22 protein-coding genes are annotated in these 21,984 nt (G+C 62.6%); 14 read left to right on the forward strand and 8 right to left on the reverse strand.

The genetic code is table 11. The features are described from left to right. From O4H31_RS05370 to O4H31_RS05390, 5 genes are all read left to right on the forward strand, one after another. Positions 1 to 3,051, forward strand: coding sequence for an efflux RND transporter permease subunit (locus tag O4H31_RS05370; RefSeq protein ID WP_269343557.1), 3,051 nt, complete (start codon positions 1 to 3; stop codon positions 3,049 to 3,051). A 186-nt stretch (positions 3,052 to 3,237) separates the two neighbouring features. Beyond that, entirely contained in the window at positions 3,238 to 4,152 is a 915-nt protein-coding gene (locus tag O4H31_RS05375; RefSeq protein WP_269343559.1) for an ABC transporter substrate-binding protein, read from the forward strand. Between the two features lie 17 nt (positions 4,153 to 4,169). Beyond that, a complete protein-coding gene (locus O4H31_RS05380) occupies positions 4,170 to 5,336 on the forward strand; it encodes an ABC transporter permease (RefSeq protein ID WP_269343562.1) in 1,167 nt (388 codons plus the stop codon). Further along, complete coding sequence (locus O4H31_RS05385; protein WP_269343563.1) at positions 5,333 to 6,268, forward strand: ABC transporter ATP-binding protein; 936 nt, start codon at positions 5,333 to 5,335, stop codon at positions 6,266 to 6,268. Before O4H31_RS05380 ends, O4H31_RS05385 begins: the two co-directional genes overlap by 4 nt. Next, positions 6,265 to 6,999, forward strand: a complete 735-nt coding sequence (locus tag O4H31_RS05390) for an ABC transporter permease (RefSeq protein WP_259947941.1) — start codon at positions 6,265 to 6,267, stop codon at positions 6,997 to 6,999. Before O4H31_RS05385 ends, O4H31_RS05390 begins: the two co-directional genes overlap by 4 nt. Positions 7,000 to 7,002: 3 nt before the next feature. Here O4H31_RS05390 and O4H31_RS05395 read toward each other — a convergent pair whose 3' ends face one another. From O4H31_RS05395 to O4H31_RS05405, 3 genes are all read right to left on the reverse strand, one after another. Beyond that, complete coding sequence (locus tag O4H31_RS05395) at positions 7,003 to 7,698, reverse strand: haloacid dehalogenase type II (RefSeq protein ID WP_269343566.1); 696 nt, start codon at positions 7,696 to 7,698, stop codon at positions 7,003 to 7,005. Positions 7,699 to 7,770: 72 nt separating this feature from the next. Next, positions 7,771 to 9,081, reverse strand: coding sequence for an NAD(P)/FAD-dependent oxidoreductase (locus O4H31_RS05400; RefSeq protein WP_269343568.1), 1,311 nt, complete (start codon positions 9,079 to 9,081; stop codon positions 7,771 to 7,773). Then, positions 9,081 to 10,430: a glutamine synthetase family protein gene (locus O4H31_RS05405; protein WP_120350403.1), complete on the reverse strand. Its 1,350-nt coding sequence runs from the start codon at positions 10,428 to 10,430 to the stop codon at positions 9,081 to 9,083. Before O4H31_RS05405 ends, O4H31_RS05400 begins: the two co-directional genes overlap by 1 nt. A 124-nt stretch (positions 10,431 to 10,554) precedes the next feature. Here O4H31_RS05405 and O4H31_RS05410 point away from each other — a divergent pair, with 124 nt between their 5' ends. From O4H31_RS05410 to O4H31_RS05420, 3 genes are all read left to right on the forward strand, one after another. Continuing rightward, positions 10,555 to 11,271, forward strand: a complete 717-nt coding sequence (locus tag O4H31_RS05410) for a GntR family transcriptional regulator (protein ID WP_269343572.1) — start codon at positions 10,555 to 10,557, stop codon at positions 11,269 to 11,271. Positions 11,272 to 11,369: 98 nt separating this feature from the next. Then, complete coding sequence (locus O4H31_RS05415; RefSeq protein WP_269343574.1) at positions 11,370 to 12,452, forward strand: alpha/beta hydrolase; 1,083 nt, start codon at positions 11,370 to 11,372, stop codon at positions 12,450 to 12,452. Positions 12,453 to 12,542: 90 nt separating this feature from the next. Beyond that, positions 12,543 to 13,460, forward strand: a complete 918-nt coding sequence (locus tag O4H31_RS05420; protein ID WP_269343576.1) for an MYG1 family protein — start codon at positions 12,543 to 12,545, stop codon at positions 13,458 to 13,460. A 30-nt stretch (positions 13,461 to 13,490) separates the two neighbouring features. Here O4H31_RS05420 and O4H31_RS05425 read toward each other — a convergent pair whose 3' ends face one another. The 4 genes from O4H31_RS05425 to motA all read right to left on the reverse strand — a co-directional run bounded on the left by O4H31_RS05425 (position 13,491) and on the right by motA (position 15,554). After that, positions 13,491 to 13,829, reverse strand: a complete 339-nt coding sequence (locus O4H31_RS05425; RefSeq protein ID WP_269343578.1) for a peptidoglycan-binding domain-containing protein — start codon at positions 13,827 to 13,829, stop codon at positions 13,491 to 13,493. A gap of 176 nt (positions 13,830 to 14,005) precedes the next feature. Further along, positions 14,006 to 14,431 (reverse strand): hypothetical protein, encoded by a 426-nt coding sequence (locus O4H31_RS05430; RefSeq protein WP_067629259.1) that lies wholly within the window; start codon positions 14,429 to 14,431, stop codon positions 14,006 to 14,008. Then, positions 14,428 to 14,691: a hypothetical protein gene (locus tag O4H31_RS05435; protein ID WP_269343582.1), complete on the reverse strand. Its 264-nt coding sequence runs from the start codon at positions 14,689 to 14,691 to the stop codon at positions 14,428 to 14,430. The genes O4H31_RS05430 and O4H31_RS05435 overlap by 4 nt, the downstream gene beginning before the upstream one ends. Then, positions 14,688 to 15,554, reverse strand: coding sequence for a flagellar motor stator protein MotA (gene motA, locus O4H31_RS05440; RefSeq protein WP_269343584.1), 867 nt, complete (start codon positions 15,552 to 15,554; stop codon positions 14,688 to 14,690). The genes O4H31_RS05435 and motA overlap by 4 nt, the downstream gene beginning before the upstream one ends. Positions 15,555 to 15,647: 93 nt before the next feature. Here motA and O4H31_RS05445 point away from each other — a divergent pair, with 93 nt between their 5' ends. The 6 genes from O4H31_RS05445 to O4H31_RS05470 all read left to right on the forward strand — a co-directional run bounded on the left by O4H31_RS05445 (position 15,648) and on the right by O4H31_RS05470 (position 21,359). Beyond that, positions 15,648 to 16,748: a hypothetical protein gene (locus O4H31_RS05445; RefSeq protein WP_269343586.1), complete on the forward strand. Its 1,101-nt coding sequence runs from the start codon at positions 15,648 to 15,650 to the stop codon at positions 16,746 to 16,748. Between the two features lie 186 nt (positions 16,749 to 16,934). Beyond that, a complete protein-coding gene (locus O4H31_RS05450; protein WP_269343588.1) occupies positions 16,935 to 17,402 on the forward strand; it encodes a MucR family transcriptional regulator in 468 nt (155 codons plus the stop codon). A 42-nt stretch (positions 17,403 to 17,444) separates the two neighbouring features. Continuing rightward, positions 17,445 to 18,374 (forward strand): flagellar motor protein MotB, encoded by a 930-nt coding sequence (locus O4H31_RS05455; RefSeq protein ID WP_269343590.1) that lies wholly within the window; start codon positions 17,445 to 17,447, stop codon positions 18,372 to 18,374. A 275-nt stretch (positions 18,375 to 18,649) separates the two neighbouring features. Continuing rightward, entirely contained in the window at positions 18,650 to 19,282 is a 633-nt protein-coding gene (locus tag O4H31_RS05460) for a hypothetical protein (RefSeq protein ID WP_067938894.1), read from the forward strand. A 53-nt stretch (positions 19,283 to 19,335) separates the two neighbouring features. Beyond that, entirely contained in the window at positions 19,336 to 20,679 is a 1,344-nt protein-coding gene (locus O4H31_RS05465; protein WP_269343591.1) for a flagellar hook-length control protein FliK, read from the forward strand. Positions 20,680 to 20,690: 11 nt separating this feature from the next. Then, positions 20,691 to 21,359 carry a flagellar hook assembly protein FlgD gene (locus O4H31_RS05470; RefSeq protein ID WP_067629244.1) on the forward strand — a complete coding sequence of 223 codons (669 nt, stop codon included), beginning with the start codon at positions 20,691 to 20,693 and terminating at the stop codon, positions 21,357 to 21,359. A 19-nt stretch (positions 21,360 to 21,378) separates the two neighbouring features. Here O4H31_RS05470 and O4H31_RS05475 read toward each other — a convergent pair whose 3' ends face one another. Then, positions 21,379 to 21,948: a hypothetical protein gene (locus O4H31_RS05475; protein WP_269343594.1), complete on the reverse strand. Its 570-nt coding sequence runs from the start codon at positions 21,946 to 21,948 to the stop codon at positions 21,379 to 21,381. Between the last annotated feature and the right edge of the window lie 36 nt (positions 21,949 to 21,984).

Genomic DNA, 21,984 nt, shown 5'->3' on the forward strand with positions numbered 1-21,984 from the left:
ATGGATATCGCACGTCTGTCCATCAACCGCCCCGTCTATACTTGGATCATCATGCTGATCTGTCTTTTGGGTGGCATCTGGGGCTTTGCGACCCTTGGCCGCCTCGAAGACCCGGCCTTTACCATCAAAACCGCCGTGGTCGTGACCCAATACCCCGGTGCCTCTGCCGAGGAGGTGGCGCTAGAGGTTACTGAACCTCTGGAATCTCAAATCCAGAAGATGTCCGAGATCAAGGACATCGAATCCATGAACCAGCCCGGTCTGTCGTGGATCACGGTCAATATGCAGGACACCTTTGACGGGTCCGAATTGCCGGAAATCTGGACCAAACTGCGCAACCGCGTGAACGAGGCCGCCATGCCTAGCGGGGCGACCCAGCCCTATGTGAACGACGGTTTCGGCGACGTTTACGGGCTTTACTACGCCGTCACCGCCGAGGGCTACTCCGATGCCGAGGTGAATGAGCTGTCCACCTATCTGCGGCGCGAATTGCTGCTGGTCGATGGCGTGTCGGATGTGGCGCTCTCGGGCGTGCCTAATGAGGTGATCTATGTCGAGCCGCAGCTTGCGCTGAGCACCACGCTTGGCATTCCACCCACGGCAATCGTCGGCGCGGTATCCAGCGCCAATGAGATCGTCGACGGGGGCGCCATCCAAGACGCGGACGGGCGCACTTTGATCCAGCGGCCCGAAGGCTCCGACAGTGTGTCCGAAATTGCGGCGCTGTCGGTGGGGGTTGGCGGTCAGGTCATCAACCTTGCCGATGTGACCAATATCTACCGCACCCGCGAAGCCGACCCTGATCTGGTGATCCGCCACAATGGGCAGGAGGCCTTTACCATCGGTGTGGCCGGGATCGCGACCGAGAACATCGTCGACATCGGCAAACGGGTCGACGACAAGCTCGCGCAGTTGCGCGAGACGCTGCCCTTGGGCATCTCGATTGAATCGATCTACCGCCAACACACGGTCGTCGAAGAGGCGTCAAACGCCTTTTTGCTAAACCTCGCCATGTCCGTTGCCATCGTGGTGGCCGTGCTGGCCGTCTTCATGGGCTGGCGCGCGGCGATCGTGGTGGGCTCCACCTTGTTGCTGACGGTGGTGGGAACGCTCTTTTTCATGGCGCTCGGCGCGATTGAGATGGAGCGTATCTCGCTCGGGGCGCTGATCATCGCGATGGGGATGCTTGTTGACAACGCCATCGTTGTGGCCGAGGGCATGCAAATCTCCATGCAGCAGGGCAAAAGCTCTCGCGATGCGGCGACCGAGGCGGCAAGCAAGACGCAGATCCCGCTTTTGGGGGCGACGGTCATCGGGATCATGGCTTTTGCCGGGATCGGGCTAAGCCCCGATGCGACGGGTGAATTCCTGTTCTCACTCTTTGCCGTTATCGCGATCTCACTGCTGCTCTCTTGGCTTTTGGCCATCACTGCCACGCCGCTTTTGGGGCATTACTTTTTCAAGCGCGGGGCCGAAGGCGGGGCTGGCGGCTACGACGGGGCGATCTTCAAGGGCTATGCCGCCGTGCTGCGTGCCTCGCTCAAGCTGCGTTGGCTTGTGATCGTAGCGCTGATTGCCGGGACGGCGGTGTGCTATGCCCTCTTTGGACAGATCAAGCAGCAGTTCTTCCCCGACAGCAACACACCGCTGTACTTCGTGCACTACAAACTGCCGCAGGGGTCGTCGATCCATCAGACATCCAACGATCTGGCCGTGCTTGAAGACTGGCTGGTGGCGCGGGACAATGTTGAGGACGTGACCTCTTACGCAGGGCAGGGGGCGGCGCGTTTCATGCTGACCTATCAGGCCGAAGACCCCAACCCCAGCTACGGGCATCTGATCGTCCGGGTCACCTCGCTTGAGGTGATCCAAGATGAGATGAACGCGCTGGAGGCGTTTGCCGTCGATGCGGTCCCGCAGGGGGAGTTCCGGGCCAAGCGTCTGGCCTTTGGCCCCGGCGGCGGTGCCCCGATCGAGGTGCGTTTCTCGGGTCGCAATCCCGATGTGCTGCGTGATCTGGCCGATGAAGCCATGGCGCGGATGCAGGCGGCATCGGACAATATCATTACCCCGCGTCAGGATTGGCGCGAGCGTGAATTGGTGCTGCGTCCGATCTATGCCGAGGAGCGTGCACAGGACGCGGGCATCTCTCGGACCGAGATCACGGAGACCCTGAAGTTCGCCACCGAAGGCACCAGCGGCGGGACATTCCGCGAGCGGGATCGTCAGATCCCCATCGTGATCCGCGCCCCGCAGGATGCCGATTTGGCGCTGACCGATCATGTGATCTATGCGCAAAACACCAATGCGCTGATACCCATGGAGCAGGTGATCGACGGTTTCCGGTTCGAGCCGCAGGACACGCTGCTCTACCGCCGCGACCGGGCCGATGTGATCACCGTGGGGGCCGATATCCCGCGCGGTGTCACGGCGGCACAGGTGCAGGCCGAGGTGCAGGAAACCATTGAGGCGATGGAAATCCCCGAAGGCTATGCCATGGAATGGGGTGGTGAGTTGGAAAGCGCGGGCGAAGCGCAGGCCGCTTTGGGCAAGCAATTGCCCCTCAGCCTCATCATCATGGTGCTGATCTCGGTCCTGCTGTTCAACGCGCTGAAACAGCCGATCATTATCTGGCTCTTGGTGCCGATGGCGGTCAACGGGGTCAGCCTTGCGCTACTCGGGACGGGGCTGCCCTTTACCTTCACCGCGCTTCTGGGGCTCTTGTCGCTCTCGGGGATGTTGATCAAGAACGGCATCGTGCTGGTGGAAGAGATCGACCTTACCCGCGCCGCTGATCCGACCATGGATCTGAAAGAGGCCATCGTGCTTGCGTCGACTTCCCGTTTGCGCCCGGTGTTCTTGGCTGCGGCCACAACCATTCTGGGGATGCTGCCGCTGTTGTCGGATGCGTTTTTCCAGTCAATGGCGGCAACGATCATGGGCGGGCTGGCATTTGCTTCGGTCCTGACGCTGATTGCGGCACCGGTGCTGTACTTCCTCTTTTTCAAACGCAGCGCCGCGCGTGAGGCGGAGGCCGCCCGCGCCGCCTAATCGGCGCGTGACGGCAAGGCAAAGGGCGCGTTCGGTCACTCCGGGCGCGCCCTTTGTCGTACCCGGGCGGTAAAAATTCCGCGCCGCCCTGCAATCCCGCCTTGGTTTCGCGAAAATGCCAGCTACCTTACCGTTTTCAAACGGCATGTCGCCGTGTCAGGCCATTGTTTCAAGGAGTTCTCGCCCATGGGTCCCCGCATTCTTTCCACTGCCGCCGCCGCTGGCCTTGCCGCCACTCTGGCCTCTGCCGCCTCGGCGGACATCACCGTATCGTCGAAGATCGACACCGAAGGCGGCCTGTTGGGCAACGTCATCGCACTGGCGCTCGAAGACGCAGGGCTGCCGGTTGAGCGGCGTCTGCAGCTGGGCGGCACGCAGGTCGTGCGCGAAGCGATCCTGTCCGACCAGATCGACATTTACCCCGAATACACCGGCAACGCGGCCTTCTTCTTTAACGAAGCGGAAAGCGATGTCTGGAAAGACGCGGCCAAGGCCCATGCTCGGGCCAAGGAATTGGACGGCGGTGAGAATAACGTCACATGGCTCGATTCCGCGCCGGCCAACAACACTTGGGCCATCGCCGTGACCGGTCCGCTGGCCGAGGAAAACAACCTCACCACCATGTCCGATTTCGGCGCATGGGTGGCCGAGGGCGGTGAGGTCAAACTTGCCGCCTCGACCGAGTTCGTGTCCTCCCCTGCCGTGCTGCCCGCGATGCAAGAGACATATGGCTTTGAACTGACCCAAGATCAGACCGTCATCCTGTCGGGCGGCGACACGGCGGCGACCATTCAGGCGGCGGCGCGTGGCACGTCCGGCGTCAATGCGGCGATGGTCTATGGCACCGATGGCGGTGTCGGTGCGACCGGCCTTGTGGTGATGGAAGACGACAAGGGCGTGCAACCGGTCTATGAACCCGCGCCCATCGTCCGCGCCGAGGTGTTGGAGGAATACCCCCAGATCGCCGAGGTGCTGAACCCGATCTTCGCCGGGCTCGACATGGCGACGCTGCAAAAGCTGAACGGTCGCATTCAGGTCGGCGGGGAGCCTGCTGAGGCAGTAGCCCGCGCTTATCTGACCGAGACCGGGGTGCTGGACTGATCTCCGCCACCCGGACATTGACCGGCCCCGGCGCAGGGTTTTCTGCGCCGGGGCTTTTGTTCGCCGTGCTGGGCGCGGCGGCGCTGTTGACCCCGTTCATGATGCTGGCGGCGAACCGCATCGTCGCTGGCGAGGGGGTGATGGCATGGCGCGTGGCCAGCTTGCCCGTGGTACTGCCGGGCCTTGCCGCGATTGGCGCAGGGCTGGTCATGGGCCTGCCTGCGGGCCGCAATAGCCTGCGGATCGGCGGCGCGGGTTTGGGGTTGGGCGGGCTGCTTTGGCTGCTGACCCAAGGCGCGTCTGGCTTGTTGGCCGGGGCGGGTGAATACGCGCGCGTGTCGCCTTCGGTAGGGTTCTGGTGCCTGCTGATTGTTTTCTTGTTGCTCATGGCCGATGCGCTGGCCGCGATGGCACCGGAGCCGCTGATGCGCGGCGGTGTTCTGGCGGCGGTGCTCGCGGTGCTGGGCGCGATCCTGTGGTCGGGCGCGCTGTCGGAGCTTTCGGTGATGCAGGAATACGCCAGCCGCGCCGATGCCTTTGGCCGGGAGTTCCTGCGCCATCTGGGGCTGGCCTTCGGCTCGCTTGCCGCCGCGGCGGTGATTGGCTTTCCGCTTGGCGTGCTCTGCCACCGTCTTGCCGGCCTGCGCGGCGCCACCTTGCCGGTGCTGAGCTTTTTGCAAACCATCCCTTCGCTTGCCATGTTCGGCTTGATGATCCCGATCCTCGGCTGGGTTGGGGCGAACTTGCCCGGCGCGCGGGCGCTTGGCATTGCGGGCATCGGCTTTGCGCCCGCCTTTCTCGCACTGGTGCTTTATTCGCTGCTGCCCGTGGTCGGCAACACGGTTGCAGGGCTCGCATCCGCCCCGCCTGCGGCGCTTGAGGCCGCGCGGGGCATGGGGATGACGCCGCTGCAGCGTCTGTTGCGGGTGGAGTTGCCGCTGGGCCTGCCGATCATCCTGACCGGGCTGCGCATCGTATTGGTGCAGAACATCGGGCTGGCGGTCATCGCCGGGCTGATCGGCGGCGGCGGCTTTGGCACGTTCGTCTTTCAGGGGCTGAACCAAACGGCGACCGACCTGATCCTGCTGGGTGCCCTGCCGACCGTGGTGCTGGCCCTGACGGCGGCCATCGTGATGGACATATTAGTCGAACTGACCCGCAAGACCCCAAAGGACAGCGCATGATCGAGATCGACCGCATCACCAAGACCTATGGCGACATTCGCGCGGTGGATTCCGTATCGATGACGGTTGAGACAGGCACGATCACGGTGATCGTCGGCACCTCCGGCTCAGGGAAAACGACGCTTTTGCGGATGATCAACCGGCTGGAGGAGCCGACCTCGGGCGAGGTGCGGATCAACGGCGACTCCACCCTGTCGGTCAAGCCGCATATCCTGCGGCGGCGCATCGGCTATGCCATCCAAGGGCACGGGCTATTCCCGCATCACACCGTGGGGCGCAACATTGGCGCGGTGCCGCAACTGCTGGGCTGGCCCCGCGACAAGATCGCAGGGCGGGTGGATGAACTGCTGGCGCTATTCTCGATGGACCCCGCGCAATTCCGCGACCGCTATCCGGCGGAACTGTCGGGCGGGCAGCAACAGCGTGTCGGTGTGGCGCGGGCCTTGGCCTCGCGGCCCGATCTGCTGTTGATGGATGAACCCTTTGGCGCGCTGGACCCGATCATTCGCACCCGCGCGCAAGAAGATCTGCGGCACATCCAGCAGCGGCTTGGCTCGACCATCATGCTGGTGACCCACGACATGGAGGAGGCGATCCGGCTGGGCGATCGCGTAGCGGTGATGGACGGGGGGCATCTGGTGCAGCACGGCACCCCCGCCGAGATCATCGCCGCGCCCGCAACGGATTTCGTGGCGGATATGGTCGGCGATGTAGAGCGGCCCCTGCGGCTTCTTTCACTGATCCCCGTCGCCGAATTGGTGGAAGAGGGGGCCGCCGAAGGCGAAGCGCTGCCCGCCGATGCCAGCCTGCGCGACGCGCTCTCGGCCTGCCTGTGGACGGGGCGCGCGGCGGTGCCGGTGGCGAAAGACGGGGTGTCGATGGGCCGGGTGACCATCGACGCAATCCGCACCCGGGCCGGGCAGCACGCATGAGGATCGGCTGGATCCTGCGGCCGCTTCTTGTGGCGGTGCTGCTGGCTTTGGTCCTGCGGCCTGAGTGGTTCACGCCACTGCTTGCGCCTTTGGCCCCGGCCAATGGTCCGGTGATCTACACGCGCGCCTCGCTCTTGTCGCTCTCGCTGAGCCATCTGGCGCTGGTGGCCATGGCCTCTGCTGCGGCGACGGTGGTGGCAGTGACGCTGGCGATCCTCGTGACCCGGCCTGCGGGGGCGGCCTTTCGCCCGCTGTCGCGCACCATCACTAACATGGGGCAGACCTTTCCGCCCGTCGCGGTTCTGGCGCTGGCCGTTCCCGCCTTGGGCTTTGGCGCAGGGCCGACGCTGGTGGCGTTGTTTCTTTATGGGCTTCTGCCGATTTTTGAGAACGCGGTGACGGGGCTGACAAATCTGCCGCCCGCTACGATGGAGGCCGCGCGTGGCATCGGGCTGAGCCGTTGGCAACGGCTCTGGCGGGTGGAACTGCCGCTGGCCCTGCCGGTGACGCTGACGGGCATCCGGCTGTCGGTGGTCATCGCGCTTGGCACGGCGACCATCGGCTCGACCGTAGCAGCGCGGACCTTGGGGGAGGTAATCATCGCGGGGCTGCTGACGAATAACACCGCCTTCGTGGTACAAGGCGGGCTGGCGGTGGGGCTGTTTGCGGTGCTGATCTATGACGCCATGGTGCAGCTTGAAACGCGGCTGGCGCGGCGCATGGGGGGCTGAGGCTCAGCCCCCGTTGGCGGCGATGATCTGCTTGGCCAAGTCCACCAGATCGTCCGAGAGGTAGTGCGGCTGCGGCACGTTTTCGGCCTTAATCAGGTTGTTGTTGGGGCGGGTCAGAAAGGCCCCCTGACAGCCCGCCGCCTGCGCGCCGATGGTGTCCCACAGATGGCAGGCCACCATGCAAAGGTCATCGGTTTGTAGGTCCAACGCATCGGCCACCATCTGGTAGGTTGCCGGATGGGGTTTGAACTTTGCCACCTCATCAACGCTAAAGCTGCGGTCGAAGAAATCAGCGATGCCAGCTTTCTCCAAAGGTGTCGGCGCGGGGGAGGGGGGCGAGTTGGTCAGCGTGACCAGCCGGAAACCTGCATCGCGCAGCTTGCGCAGGGCGGGGGCGACGTCCGGATGGGCGGGCATGGAGCCGATGAGAGATTTTAACTCGGCCACGTCCTCATCACTGATCGTCACATCCTTGTTCGCGCCGACCATGCGCAAGACGCCGCCCGCCAGCGCACCGAAGGGCGCGTAGCGGCCCGAGAGGGTCATGGTCTGGGAATAGAGGATCAGCTCGGCGAACCATTCGCGCAGGACCGAGGCGTCGCCGAACACCCGCGCGAACAGCGGCTCAAACGTGGTGATGTCGAGCAGGGTCTCGTTCACGTCGAAGACGATTGTAGAGACGGGCTTTTGATCGGGCATGGGGGTCCTTCCTGTCACGGCGGGCGATGCGCCCGGTCATTGTGAAGAAACCCCCAGCCCTGTCAAAAGGTTTCAGACCCCCAAACGGTCGCGCAGCCCGTACCACCACGATCCCACGACCGAATAGGGCACGCGCAACATGCGCCCTCCGGGGAAGGGGAACCACGGCACATTGGCGAATACATCAAACCGGGTTAGATCGCCGTCGATCGCTTCCGAAAGGATGCGCCCGAAGGTATGCGATCCGGTCACGCCATGGCCGCTGTAGCCGTGCGCGAAATAGGTGTTGTCGCCGATCCGGCCCATCTGCGGAACACGGCTGAAGGACAGGGCGAAGTTGCCGCTCCAGGCATAGTCGATCTTCACGTCTTTGAGTTGGGGGAAGACCTTGTCCATGTTGCGCTTGAGCTTGGCCTTAATGTCGCGCGGATCGGCGCCACCATAGACGGTGCCGCCCCCGAAAAGCATGCGTTTGTCGCCCGACAGACGGTAATAATCGAGGATATAGCGGATGTCTTCGACGCAGGCATCGGTGGGCAGCAGCGCGTGAGCCTGCGCCTCGCTGAGTGGTTCGGTGGCCATGACTTGGGTGGAGACGGGCATCACGCGCGGGGTCAGCGCGGGTACCACATGGCCCAGATAGGCGTTGCCGCAGAGTACCAGCGTCTTGCAGGTCATCGTGCCCTTGGCGGTTCTGACCACGGGGCGTGGGGCGTCGTGATCGACATCCGTCACGGCGGACATCTCATAGATCGTGCCGCCGTTTTTCTCAAACGCCGCCGCCTCACCGAGGGCGAGGTTGAGTGGGTGCATGTGACCGCCCGAATGGTCGATCAGCCCGCCTTCGTAGAGGTCGGAATTGACGTGGGCACGCAACTGATCCTTATCCAGCATCTCTTGATTGTCGATGCCGTAGCTCTGCCAGAGCTTCTGCCGCTCCTCCAACTCGCGCATATGCGCCGTGGTGAGGCCGGTGAAGATGTTCTTTTCCTTGAGGTCGCATTTGATGTCATAGGTGCGGATTCGCTCGCGGATGATCTCGCCGCCTTCTTGCACCAGACCGGCGACGAAAGTTGCGGTGTCCTGACCGTAACGGCGCTTGATCGTTTGCAGGCTGGCGTTGAGCCCGTTGACGATCTGACCGCCGTTGCGGCCCGAGGCCCCCCAGCCCACGCGCGCGCCTTCGATGATGGCGACCTTGTAGCCCTTCTCGGCCAAATGCAGGCCGGCCGACAGACCGCTGTAGCCCGCGCCGACGATGCAGACGTCGATCTCATGATCGCCCTTGAGTTCGGGACGTTCGGGCGACGGGTTGGCCGAGGCCGCGTAGTAGCTTGACGTATGGCTGCCGTCACCGGCGTAGGGGTGGCTTTGGCGAGACATCAGACGATCTCCAGATAGGTGTCATATTCGAAATGGGTCACTTGCCGCGCGAATTTGCGCAGCTCTTGGGTCTTGCATTCGACCATCATGGTCTGCAACCGCGATGAGAATATGCCGGGCACATCCGGCCCTTTGCGGAAGGCGTCGATGGCCGTGGCCCAGTCGAGCGGCAGGTTGTCGAGCTTCATCGTATAGGCGTCGCCGGTGATCGGGGCGACGGGCTGCATGTCCTGCTCGATCCCCAAAAGCGCGCCGCCCAAGATGCTGGTCAGCACCAGATAGGGGTTGGCATCGGCTCCGGCCACACGGTGTTCGATGCGCCGGGCCTTGGCGTCTCCGCCGGGGATGCGGATCGCGGCGGTGCGGTTCTCGTAGCCCCAGGCGACATTGGTCGGCGCATGGGCACCCGGCAGCAACCGGCGATAGGAGTTTTCATGCGGCGCGAAGGTCAGCGTGTTTTGCTGCATTGTGGCCAGCAGACCCGCCACGGCGTTGAGCATCAGGGCCGTGCCCTCATCCCCGCCATTGTCGAAGACGTTGACGCCGTTTTCATCGACCAGCGAGAAATGCACGTGAAAACCGCTGCCCGCCAGATCGCCATAGGGTTTGGCCATGAAGGTTGCGGCGAAGCCGTGTTTGCGGGCGATGCCGCGCACCAGCCTTTTGAACAGCACCGCATCATCAGCCGCGCGCAGCGGATCGTCCACATGGCGCATGTTGATCTCGAACTGGCCCGCCCCGTTTTCCGAGATCGCCGCATCCGCCGGGATGCCCTGCAATTCGCAGGCGTCATAGACCTCGTTCAGGAACTCATCGAAATGCTGCAACTCGTCCAGCGACAATGCGCCGTCGGAATCCAGCCGCTTGCCGGTGACTGGGGAGCAGGGTGCCTGCGGGTGATCCTCGGACGGATCAACAAGATAGAACTCCAACTCGGTCGCCACTACCGGGGTGAGACCACGTGCCTTGAACTTGGCCGCAACTTCGGCCAGCGCGCGGCGCGGATCGCCGGGGAAGGGAGCGCCGTTTTCCTGACGCATCCAGAGCATCGCAAGCGCGGTCGGGCGCGAAGTCCATGTGATGGGCATCAAGGGGCGGCCCGTGAAATCGCACAGCCCGTCGGAATCCCCGGTCTCAAACACTAGTTCGCTATTTTCGACATCTTCGCCCCAGATATCCATGCCAACGATGGACAGGGGCATGCGCAATCCGCCTTCGACAACCTTGGAAACCTGATCCGCTGGCACCCGCTTGCCGCGCATGGTGCCGTTGAGGTCGCAGACACAGGCAAAGATGGATTCGATTTCGGGATGTTGCGCCAGCCAGGCTTCGGCTTTGCTCTGAGACATGGGGTTCCTTTCGATATCGAACCTAAAAATGTGATACCATTTGGGTAAACGTCATACCACTATTCGCTTGTCTGTCAATCGCCCCGGAGCGTATGGTCAGCGGCGGAAGACCAAAGGCGGCCCGATGATCGACACCGAAAACGACGCGCTCAACATTCCCGAAATCACTGGGATTCCGGGCGGGACGACGCAGGAATATGTCTATGAGCGGCTGCGCAATGCGATCATGCTCGGCGCGATCACGCCCGGCACCTCGCTGACCATGCGCGGCATTGCAGAGCGTCTTGGCCTCAGCCCGACCCCGGTGCGCGAGGCCGTGCGGCGGCTGAGTTCGGAACATGCCATCCAGATCAAGGACAACCGCCGCCTGACCGTGCCGCTGATGACCTCTGACCGGTTCGAGGAACTGGTCGCCCTGCGCATCGCGGTCGAGACCCACGCCGCCCTGCGCGCCTTGCCCTATATCTCGGACATCGTGATCGACAGGCTGACCGAGATTGACGGCAGTATGGATCGGTTTGTGGCGGAACGGGACTCGGACCAACTGACGCTGCAGAACCAAGCCTTTCACCGGATGCTGTATTCGGTGAACCCGGCGCAGGCGTCTTTGCCGATGATCGAAAGCATCTGGCTGCAACTTGGCCCCTTTCAGCGGCAGGTCATCACTGAGGTGGCGGAATACTATCAGATTGACCGACATAAAGAGGTGTTGGCGGCACTTTCCGCACGCGATGGCGCGGCGCTGAGCGCGGCGATTGCCAATGACATCGTCGACGGTGTGCTCGACACGGGCCGCAAGCTGCTGGCGGCAGAGGCGGGCGGGGAAGCGGGCCAGCCGTAGCACACGGGCGGCGTCTGGCCTTTGATCTATGAATGCCTTGGGCGATCAGGCTAGAACTGCGCCGAACGATGGGGGAACGATGGGGGCTGGGGTGCGACATGCAAAGACATAGCATCGGGGGCAGGGGGGTGCAGTCGCTCTGCGCGGTTTTGGTCGTCCTGCTGTCAGCCTGCGCGCCGCGCCCGGGCGGAGAGACTTTGATCGTCGTGCCGGCAGACGGCTCCGCACGGTCTTTGGCGATCACCGTGGCCTCTACCCGGGGCCGCGACGCGCAGTCGGGGCATTATAGCGATGCCCGGGCCCGTGGGCTCAATTACGAGCGGTTTACCATCGCCATCCCGCCAAATCATGAGGCCAGCAAGATCGAATGGCCTGACGAAGACCCCGACCCGAGCCGCAGCTTTGCGGTGACGGCGCGTGATCCCCTGCGCGGGCTAGATATCCGCCGATCAGGACGGGCGCGGCAGGATGTGATGGTCTTTGTCCATGGCTACAACCAGACCTTTCCCGAATCGCTGTTCCGTTTGGCGCAGGTGGCGGCAGACGGGCATCTGCCCGAACAGCCGATCCTGTTTGCTTGGCCCTCTGCCGGAACCGTGGTGGGCTATGTCGCCGACAAAGACGCTGCGGCCTATTCACGCGATGAACTGGTCGCCATGCTCGGTACCCTCGCTGCCGATCCCGATGTGGGGGAGATCACGCTTTTCGGGCACAGCATGGGCGGCTGGTTGGTGGCCGAGGCGCTGCGGCAATTGCGCCTGTCGGGGCAAGATGAGGTGATCGCACGGCTGAGCGATGTCGTGCTTGCGGCACCCGACATCGACGTGGATGTCTTTCGCAAACAGATTGAGGTGATCGGGCCGCTTGATCCACCCATGGCCATCCTCGTCGCGCCGGATGATCGGGCGCTGCGCATCTCGGCGGGCCTTGCCGGGGCGCGTCCTCGGATCGGGCGGACCAACGCCGGTACGCCTGCGGTGCAGGCGCTGGCCAAACGCTATGGTGTTTTGCTGGTCGATATCTCGGCCATCGGCGCGGTGGATGGCACCCATCACAACCGCTTTGCGTCTCTCGTGCAGTTGATGCCGGAAGGGGGCGATAGGCTGGCGCAGGCCCGTGCACAGGTCGGTGCCTTCATCCTTGATCCCGTCTCGGCCACGCTGGTCGCGCTGTCGCGCTAAGGCGGGCGGCTTGCACTTGGCCCGCGCCGCGCAGTATGGGGGCGCGACCAAGCATTGACCGATTTTTCCAGCCCGAGCGGAGCCAGCCCCATGACCATCACCCATCTCGTCACCCATTCGGGCGGCTTTCACGCGGATGAGCTTTTGTCCTCCGTCATTCTGACGCGGCTCTACCCGGAAGCGACGCTGCTGCGCAGCCGTGACGCCCAGTGGATCACGCCGGGCGCGGGGCGGATCATCTATGACGTAGGCCGTGATTACGACGCCGAGGCGTTGATCTTTGACCACCACCAGCGCCCCGGCCCGCTGCGCGAAGATGGCCAGCCTTTCAGCTCTTTCGGGCTGATTTGGCAGCACTATGGCCGCGACTATCTGCGCAGCTTTGACCTGCCCGAGGTCGACCTTGAGGATATTCACCGCAGCTTCGACCAAGGTTTCGTGCTGCCGGTTGACCTGATCGACAATGGCGCGCTTGAGCCGTCGGTGGCAGGGCCGCTGGCGGGCATGACCCTGCCGGTGCTGTTGGAGACACTAAAACCTGTTTTCGATGAACGGGGCGAGGATGCCCACGACCGGGCTTTCATGGCCGCTTTGCCAGTTGCCCGCGCCTTTGTCGAAGCCGCGATCAAAGGCAAGGCCGCCAAACGCCGGGCCGAGTCGATGGTCATGCAGGCCATTGAGGCGGCAGGCAGCGGGCGCGTGTTGGAACTGCCGACGGGCATGCCCTTCCGCTCGGCGGTGGAAAAGGCCGGAGCGGATCATCTGCTTTTCGTCGTGCACCCGCGCGGGGACGATTGGGCCCTGACCACGATCCGCAAAAGCGGCGATAGTTTCGAGGCCCGCGCCGATCTGCCCGAGGCTTGGGCCGGGCTAACGGATGCCGAATTGGAGGCTGCAAGCGGCGTGCCGGGGGCAAAATTCTGCCACAACGCGCGCTTCATCGCCGTGGCGGCAACCCGAGCGGCAGCGCTGCGCATGGCCGAACTGGCGGTCGCGGAAGCCAGCTAAGTCCGAGGCCCGCAAGGGCCCCGGCAGGGGTCACATATAGGCGTCGGAGGTCAGGAAAAACATCGTTTCGCTGACCTGTATCTCATGGGCGAAAGTCCATGTCGGCGCGTGGCGCTGGTAGCGGTCGGAGGCCATGAGCGCGCGAAAGCCCTCTGCGGTCCCCGGCCCCCATGCGCCGTCGATGGCCCCCGTGTAATAGCCTTCGTGTTTGAGGCTGTTTTGCACCATCCGGCGCGCGCCCAGATCGCGGCTCTGGAACAGGGCCTGCACCTCGGCAAGGGTCACCTCCGCCGATTGCGCGTAGAGCGGGCTGACACGTAATGATGCAGCACCGATAGCGGCGGCAGTGAAAAATCCTCTTCGCTTCATCGAAATTCCTCTCAAACTATACCGAAGCCGAAATACGAAATCATCGGCCTCGGCGCCCCTCCCCAGGGCGGCATATACAATGCGGCTTTGATGGAATTGAATTGCGGTTTTCTCTTGGCCGATATTCGCTATTTGAGGGAATTTTCGGAAAGAGTTCCCGTGAATGGATAGGCCCGCTAGCGCTGATCGTCGAGCCAGATCGACAGGAATCCTTCGGCCTGGGCAGCCGTTTCGGCCTCTTGCAAAGCCTGCTTGCGGGCCTCGGCGCGGCGGTTGCGGATCAGGTCAATGCGCTTGGCCTCGGCGAAGAGCCCGTTCAGCCTGTCGTGGATGCCCGCGCTATCGGCGCGCAGCCGCTCGGCCTCAGCCTCTTTGCGGTGGATCGTTTCCGAGACGTTGCGGATGAAGGCCGAGACCACGCGCGTCGATTCCACGGCATCGGGGTCGCCACGGTCGTTAAGCTGCTCCATCAGGCTGTGGCGTTCGTTTTCGATCTGGGTCAGGGCGCGGTTCACCTCGGCCATCTCCAGCGCCACATTCTCCATCTCGAAACGTTTGAGCCGCGAGAGTACAGCCAGCCCGTCGCCGCGACGCGGTTTCACGGCTTTGCGCCCTGCGATAGGACAATGAGCCGCTCGCGCATCCGCTCCAGCACCTCAGGATCAAGCAGCGGTAGCCCCGCCATTGGGGGAACATGGCCGATCACCCCGTGCCGACGCATGGAATTGGGCAGGCGGGCTTCTGCTTCGGCGGCCTTGTCGACCTTTTCTGCGCCTTTTTCGTCGTCTGTGCTGGCGGCCAGTCCCGGCCCGGCAAGAAGCGCGACGAGCGCAATCAGGGCTAGGGGCAGGGGGCGCATCATACCGCGGGCAGTTCGCGCTGCGAGGCCTCCACAGCGGAGAAGTTCGGCTGTTTCGTCGTGGGGATATTGCCGCGGCCCAATTCGATGCAGATGCTCGGCGGGTGGCCCGCCACGATGGCTACGATCACGTCGCGGATCACGGTATAGATCGCGCCATCTTCCTCTTCGATCTGCTCCAACCGGCCCGCGATGGGCTGCACCATGCAGTAGGCAAGGAAGACCCCGAGGAAGGTGCCCACCAAGGCCCCGCCGATCATTGCGCCAAGGATCTCTGGCGGCTTGTCGATTGAGGACATGGTTTTGATCACCCCCAGCACCGCCGCGACGATGCCGATGGCGGGCAGCCCGTCGGCCATGCTCTGGATCGCGCTGGCAGAGACGAGTGATTCATGGTGGTGTTTCTTGATCTTGCGGTTCAACACGTCTTCCATTTGAAAACGGTCGTCGAATTGCATTGACATCATGCGGAAGCTGTCGGCGATGAGGTCGGTCAGAAAATGGTCTTTCATCAGCTTAGGGTAGCGTTGAAAAATCGGGCTGGCCTCGGGGTTTTCGATATGCTCGTCCATCGCGACAATGCCCTTGGTCTTATAAAGACGCGCCAGTTCGAACATCAGCGCCAGCAGATCGTTGTAATCCGCCGCCTTCCAACGCGGCCCCTTGATCACACGCATCACGCCGACCAGCGATGACTTCACCACCGAGAAGGAGTTGGCGATCACGAAGGCCCCCAAAGAGGCGCCGCCGATCATCATGCCTTCATAAGGAAGGGCGTGCAGGACGATGTCCATATTGCCCCCCGACAGCATGAAGCCGCCAAAGACCAGACCGAAGACCATTACAAGACCAAGCAAGAGTGTCATTGCTGCACACGCCTCCAAAAAGAAACTATTCTTACTTTATCCTTGAGTGAATAGGTCTATACAAGTATTATCTAGGAAAGAACTTGGGTTTCTATGATGAATAGTGGTTTTTCGGTCAAAGAAGAGTTGAGGAATGATGTCGACGCTCTGCAAGAGCCCGACGCCTTCGCCTATTTCGTCGATCCCTCCGAGCTTTCGGTGCTTGTGCAGGGCTGGCCCGAGGAGATGCGGCTGCTGCTTTGCATGGATGCGGGTGGCCTTTGTGAGTTCGTGGTCTTTCACAACGACGAAGAGCACGCAGTTTTCGACCGGGTCGCGGATATCCTTGATCGTCCCGTGGGCAGTTTTGCCGTCAGCCCCGAAGTTGAGGGGCATCCCTGCCGCAGGTTGTTGTTTTCTGAGGAAAACGCGCTGTTGAAGGCAATTCAGGAAAGCAAAACGCTGGAAGAGACCGCGGCGGATTACTTGATCAACTACAACTTCGCCCGCGAAGAAGGCTTGGATTTCGACGAGTTGATGCGCCAGCGCCCTGAGTTGGAGCAGTTCCAGCGCGTTAGCACCAACAAGATCTTCCCCATCGGCACCCGCAAGCGCCGCAAGCTGCGCACGGGCCCGCCCGAAGGTTATATGCCCTCCGCCGAGGTGCAGCCGGGTGAGTGTTTCTATGTGCGCCTTGAAATGTGGCTCGCCGGGGGGCGGATGCGAATCGCGGCCAGCCCGGAAAAGCCGCTGCCCATGGTGCCGACTTTGGTGCGTGACATTGCGTTTCGTGACGATTTTGCATCGGTCTATATCCCCCGCGACACGCTCGCGGCGGAGTGGCGGCCCAAGGATAACATGGTGATCGACATCCCGGCCGAGCTTTTCCCGGCCGGATTCAGCGACAGTTGTGAGCGGCGCGAAGTGAAGGTCGCGGTCATGCCCCGCGGTATCTTTGTCGAATTCGGCGCACCGATTGACGTGCCCCCGGCACCCGAGCCTGAGTTGCTTGACCCTGCGACGTTGACACCACAGCCGCCCGCACCGCGCAAAAGCCTGTGGAAGTCGCTGCATGTGCCGCTGATCGCGGTGGCAGGGCTAGGGGTAACCGGTCTCTTCAGCACGATCATCGCCCAGACCACCGGCAATGACGTTGCCACCGATCCGGCCCCGAAAAGCGCGATTTTCAAAACCGTCGCGCAGATGGAGCCGTGATGCATTCTGCACAATATGGCGGAAAAGTGCTTGCCAATGCTTGCGCGGGTTCCAAATACAATTCGAATCGTGATAAGGATAAACGGCAAAGAATTATTTATCTTTGCTGCGTCCCTTGCGAAGCGCTTCTTAATTGCTTCGCGAACCTTGCAGAAGGCAAGATTAACTTAACAAGGAAGTTGCTTCATGCCTAATGTACCCCCCAAGCAGAATCTAAGCGATACCGCGATTGCGACCATCGTTTCGGGTTTCGCCAGCCGCAGCGACGTGACGATCGACGATATCTTGACCTTGGTCGAACGTCTGCGTCCCACCCCGGTTGACGCCCCTGCCACCGCATTGGCCAATATCCCCGCCGCCGTCGCGCCCATCGCGCCCAAGGCCCAAGGCATGACCGCCGCACCGGGTGAGCAGCCCATGACCGATGACACGATCTTTTGCCTGTGTTGCGGCAAGGGGTTCAAAATGCTCAAGCGCCACCTCGGGGCCGAACATGGGCTGACCGAAGCGGAATACCGCGTGATGTTCAGCCTGCCCGCCGACGCGCCGCTGGTCGCGCCGAGCTATTCCAAGCGCAAGGCCGAATACGCGAAACGCGCCGGGTTGGGCAAATACAGCCGCGACAAGTCGGACAACAACGCAGAGCTTTCCTGATCTGGCCCCGGGCCCGATCTTGCGTAGTCGGGAGGCCGTGTGATGGCTGACAAAAAGAACGCGATGATCATCATCAAGCGCTACGACGCGGAGGGCGGCCATGCCCACCACGGCGGCGGTTGGAAGGTGGCCTATGCGGACTTCATGACCGCGATGATGGCGTTTTTCCTGCTTCTGTGGATCCTCGCTGCCTCGGATGAGGAAAAGCTGCGGGGACTGGCCAATTACTTTACCCCTACAGTGTCGGATGGGGGCTCCTCCTCGGATGCGGCGGCGGATTTGCGTCCGCTGATGGCCGCCGGGGTGATGACCGGCGCGGTCGACAACACCGGCAATGTGCAAAAGCCGACCTTTGGCCGGGACAATCCGATGATGGTCTTCGACAGCCGCCTGCGCGACAAACCGGCGGCAGTGGTCGTGGAATATGCCGAAGCGCCCGAGCCCGCAGCAGCCGCCGATCCCGCCACATTGGCCGCGATCGAGGAATCCGAGCGCCGCCAGTCCGAGATTGACCGCATGGCCGAAGACATCGCTGAGCGGATCACCTCGGACAGTACGCTGAATGATCTGGCGCGCAATGTCCGGTTGGAGAAATCGAACGGGGCGCTGACGGTTCAGGTGCTGGATCAGGACGAACGGTCGCTCTTTGCACGGGGCAGTGCCGATGTGACCCCCAAGACCCGCGAATTGCTGCTGGCGATTGGTGATGTGATCGCCGATCAGAACCAGCCGGTCGAGATTGTGGGCCATACCGATGCCGCCGCCTTTGGCGCGAACAACGGCTACACGAACTGGGAATTGTCGGCGGATCGGGCCAATGCCACGCGCCGCACGCTGATGGCTGCGGGCATCGCTGGCGCGCGGTTCATGCGGGTTTCTGGTGTGGCCGACACACAACCGATCAACACAATCGATCCTTTGGCCTCGGAAAATCGCCGCATCTCGATTCGCTTGGTGTACCAGGCCGAGTAGCCCTTGTTTTCAAGGCTCTATCGGTGCGGTTGTGCGCAATTCAAGCTTCCGCAAAAGTGCGACATCCCTGCCGCTGATTCCCAAAAATAATATCCGGTCTTGAAAAATTGTTGACGGTCAAGGTCTTGCGATCTAGACCTAAAGCAATAAACGAGCACCGGGCACCTAAAAAACTTTTAAAAAACGCCCGGATAAACCATGGACAGAACGTCCTGAACGAGGCGGAAATGCAGGTAAACTCACTTATAGGTGGCATCTGGAAGGGTGCCTGCCACATGGATTCATCGGCCGATGGCCGTCATTTCAACATGCTGATCCGGGCGCTGATTCCGGTTCAAGCTTCGGTCTTCGAGATGCAAGATTGGGCCGGTCACCCGGTAGCAATGCCTGATTGCATCGAACCGATCCCGGGCATTTGCCTTGGCGATATCCTTGCCGAAGAACTCGACGCCGATGTGCCTTATGGCTCGCTCGTCGTCATTCGCAAAAGCGACAATTTCACCAATATCTCCCAAGCCGCCGGTGCGCTGGTGGGCGAAGTTTTGATCGGGATCATCGGGCGCGGACTGTTCCCGATGATGGACGAAGACAGCGTTCTGCATGCATTGGGTCAGGCCTATCATCACGCGGCAGAGGCGGATGAGCTGCTCAAGCTGGGGCTTGAGCCTGCGGCCTTCCGCATGGGGTTGAGCGCGGTTCTGGGGCAGTACTGGGGCCGTCCGGTCGACAGTCACTCGGTCTTTGCAGCACAGCCCGCCGAGAGCGCACAGATTTCGCTGCGGGCCCTGACCGGCACGGAGACACCCGTGACCCTCAATCAGTGGACTTTGCGGTTGAAAGCCCTTGTTGAAGGCCGCAGCGCGCGCCGCGCCTTCGAAGATCAGCGCGGAAACGTGCGGATCTCCTGATCCCAAAAGGGCCTTCGGATTCCCATGCGGATGCCCAAGTTGGAGGACGCGAAATGATTGCTCAGCTTCAGGCAGCCCCTGCGGTGCAGACAGCCGCAGGTCTCGGCCAGCCGTCCCAAAAAGGGGCGGCCGAAGGCTTTGCTGCGCTGATGCAGGGCATGGCGGGCCAAGAGGCCGCGCCAGAGCCGCAAGTTCAGGGCATGCAAGCCCCCTTGCCGGAAACAGACACCGCCGAGGGTGCGCTGCCCGAGGGGATCGACCTTGAGACGGCAAAGGGGCTATTGGCCCTGATGGATCACACCATCGCGGGGCTAGAGGAGACCAACAACCCGGTCACCCCAAAAGCCGCACTCGCCGCATTTGCCGAAGCCTTGGGCGCGGCGCCGCCCGACAGCGTCGGCGCATTGGAAGCGGTGGCCCAGTTTGACGACCCCAGCCTTGAGGCCGCGCTGGAAGAAAAACTTGGCCGTGCCATGCGCATCCCGACGCCGGCCAGCCAGCTTAGCATCGCGTCGGCGGTGGTGCCGGTCGTCGGGCGGATCGCCATCGTTAAGGGGCAGGCCTTAGGGATGGCCGAAGGGATAGCGCCGGCTTTGCAAATCGACGGGGTCGTTGGTCCAGTCGCCGCCAAGCCGGTAGCCTCGAGCGACACGCCGGTCCTGCGATTGGCGCCCGCTTCGACTACAGAAATGGTCGCCGCGCCCGTTGCGGCTGGCGAGGCCAGTACAGTTCCCGTCGCGCAGGTGGACTTGAGCGCGGAAGCCGCAGACCCCCGCATCACCGCCGCCGCCGACCGGTTCAGCGCCGCTGTCGATGTCGCCAAGGCGCCCCAGCCCGGCGCGAATGCCCCAGCAGCCGAGGCCGCGCTGCGCGAAGTCGCCGCTTTGACCGCGCCGCAAGCCCCGCAGAGCGAGGGAATACGCCTCAGCCCGCCGCAGCCGACACCCGCGCCTGCGCCGAACCCCGCCGCCGCGCCGGAAGAGCAACTGCGCCAGCATGTCAGCCAGCAGATCCGCGGCCTCGACACCGCCGACAACAAGCTGCGCTTCTCGCTTTCGCCCTACGGCATGGGAGAGATCGAGATTGAGGTGATGCGGAGCGAGAATGGCCGCATGCAGATCGCCATGACCACCGAAAGCGCGTCGGTGCTGAGCATGCTGCGCCAAGACCGTGATCAACTGCTGGATGCGCTGCAATCGCGCGGCATCAGCGCCGATAATGCCGACCTTGATTTCCAGACCTTCGACGACCGGGGCCGCAACGGCGGGCAGCAGCAGGGGCCAGAGTTCACCCAGAAAGCAGCGCAGGCCGATGACGCGCCGGGCAGTGACGCCCAGCCCGTGGCGCAAACCCCCAGCTCAAACTTGAGCGCCGGGCAGTTGGATATCCTCACCTGAAAGGCGAGACCATGATTGACGCGACCACAGCAAGCACCCTGAGCACCGCCAACACCTCGGCGGCGGCGACCTCTTCGGCTGAGCTTCAGGAGAGCTACAACAGCTTCCTGACCCTGCTGACGGCGCAGATCTCAAACCAAGACCCGCTGAACCCGGTGGATTCGACGCAGTTCGTCTCGCAATTGGCGCAGTTGACCCAAGTCGAGCAGAGCATCGCGACCAACGCGAGCCTTGAGCAGATCAGTACGATGCTTTCCACCGTCGGCGCGATGTCGGACCTGCAATTGATCGGGCGCGACGTGCTTGTTCCCTCGACCCAAGTGCGCATGACCGAAGATGAATTCCCGCTGAGCTATCAACTCAATGCCGGGGCGGAGGATGTGACCGTCCGCATCTATTCCCAAGACGGCAGCCTGATCCGCGAGATGCCTGGCCCCTCCACCGCAGAGGGAGAGGTGATCGACGTGGATTGGAACCGCCTCGATTCAGTGGGCCTGCCGGTGCCGCCCGATACTTTCCGGGTTGAGATCACGGCGACGGATGCCGCTGGCAATGACGTAGGCGTGACCCCGTTGACCCGGTCCGAGGTGACGCGGGTGAACTTCACCGCCCTAGGGCCGGAGTTGGAGTTGGATAACGGGGAATCCGTGCTGTCGAACGTGGTGCGTTCGGTTCTGTAAACCTTCGGCGCGGCGCGGGTCAGAGCCGCGCCACATCCTGTTTGTAGAGCGATACGAACATCACATCGTCGACGCCCTTATGCTCTTTGCTGATCAGATCGCGCAGCAGCCGCGAGAGGGCTTCGCTGTCAATCGCCACCCCGCGCAGCACGGCGCTTTCGGCGGCGAGGTTCATCGCCTGCAAAAGGGAATCGCGCATCCGCGTCGCATCTTCTACCCGGCGGTAGCGTTCGGCCAATTCCAGTGTTCCCATCTTCAACGCGAAATCCGCCACGATATAAGAGACGCTGTTGGTCTTCTCTACCGGGATCGTCATCTGACCAAGCCGCACCACGGTGCGGTCCTTGGCCAGTTCATAGCTGTCCATCGGCGCTTGGGCTTCATCCTTGGCGGATGCCTCACCATGGGCGTCTTCCTCGGGGGTATGGGCTGCGTCTTTTGCCGCCTCATCCGCGCCATGGGGGGTGTTTTCATCGATCTCTGTTCCCGCCGCTTCGGCTGGGGCAGGGGCAAGGGCCAGACCGGCGCCATAGCCTGCACCCATGCAAAGCAAGGGGAGTGCTACGAATGCGAATGCTGCCTTTTTCATGTTCGACCTTTCCTGAGCTTTCGTCAGGTTTAACGG

Source organism: Sulfitobacter dubius, assembly GCF_027214245.1.
GTDB lineage: Bacteria > Pseudomonadota > Alphaproteobacteria > Rhodobacterales > Rhodobacteraceae > Sulfitobacter > Sulfitobacter dubius_A.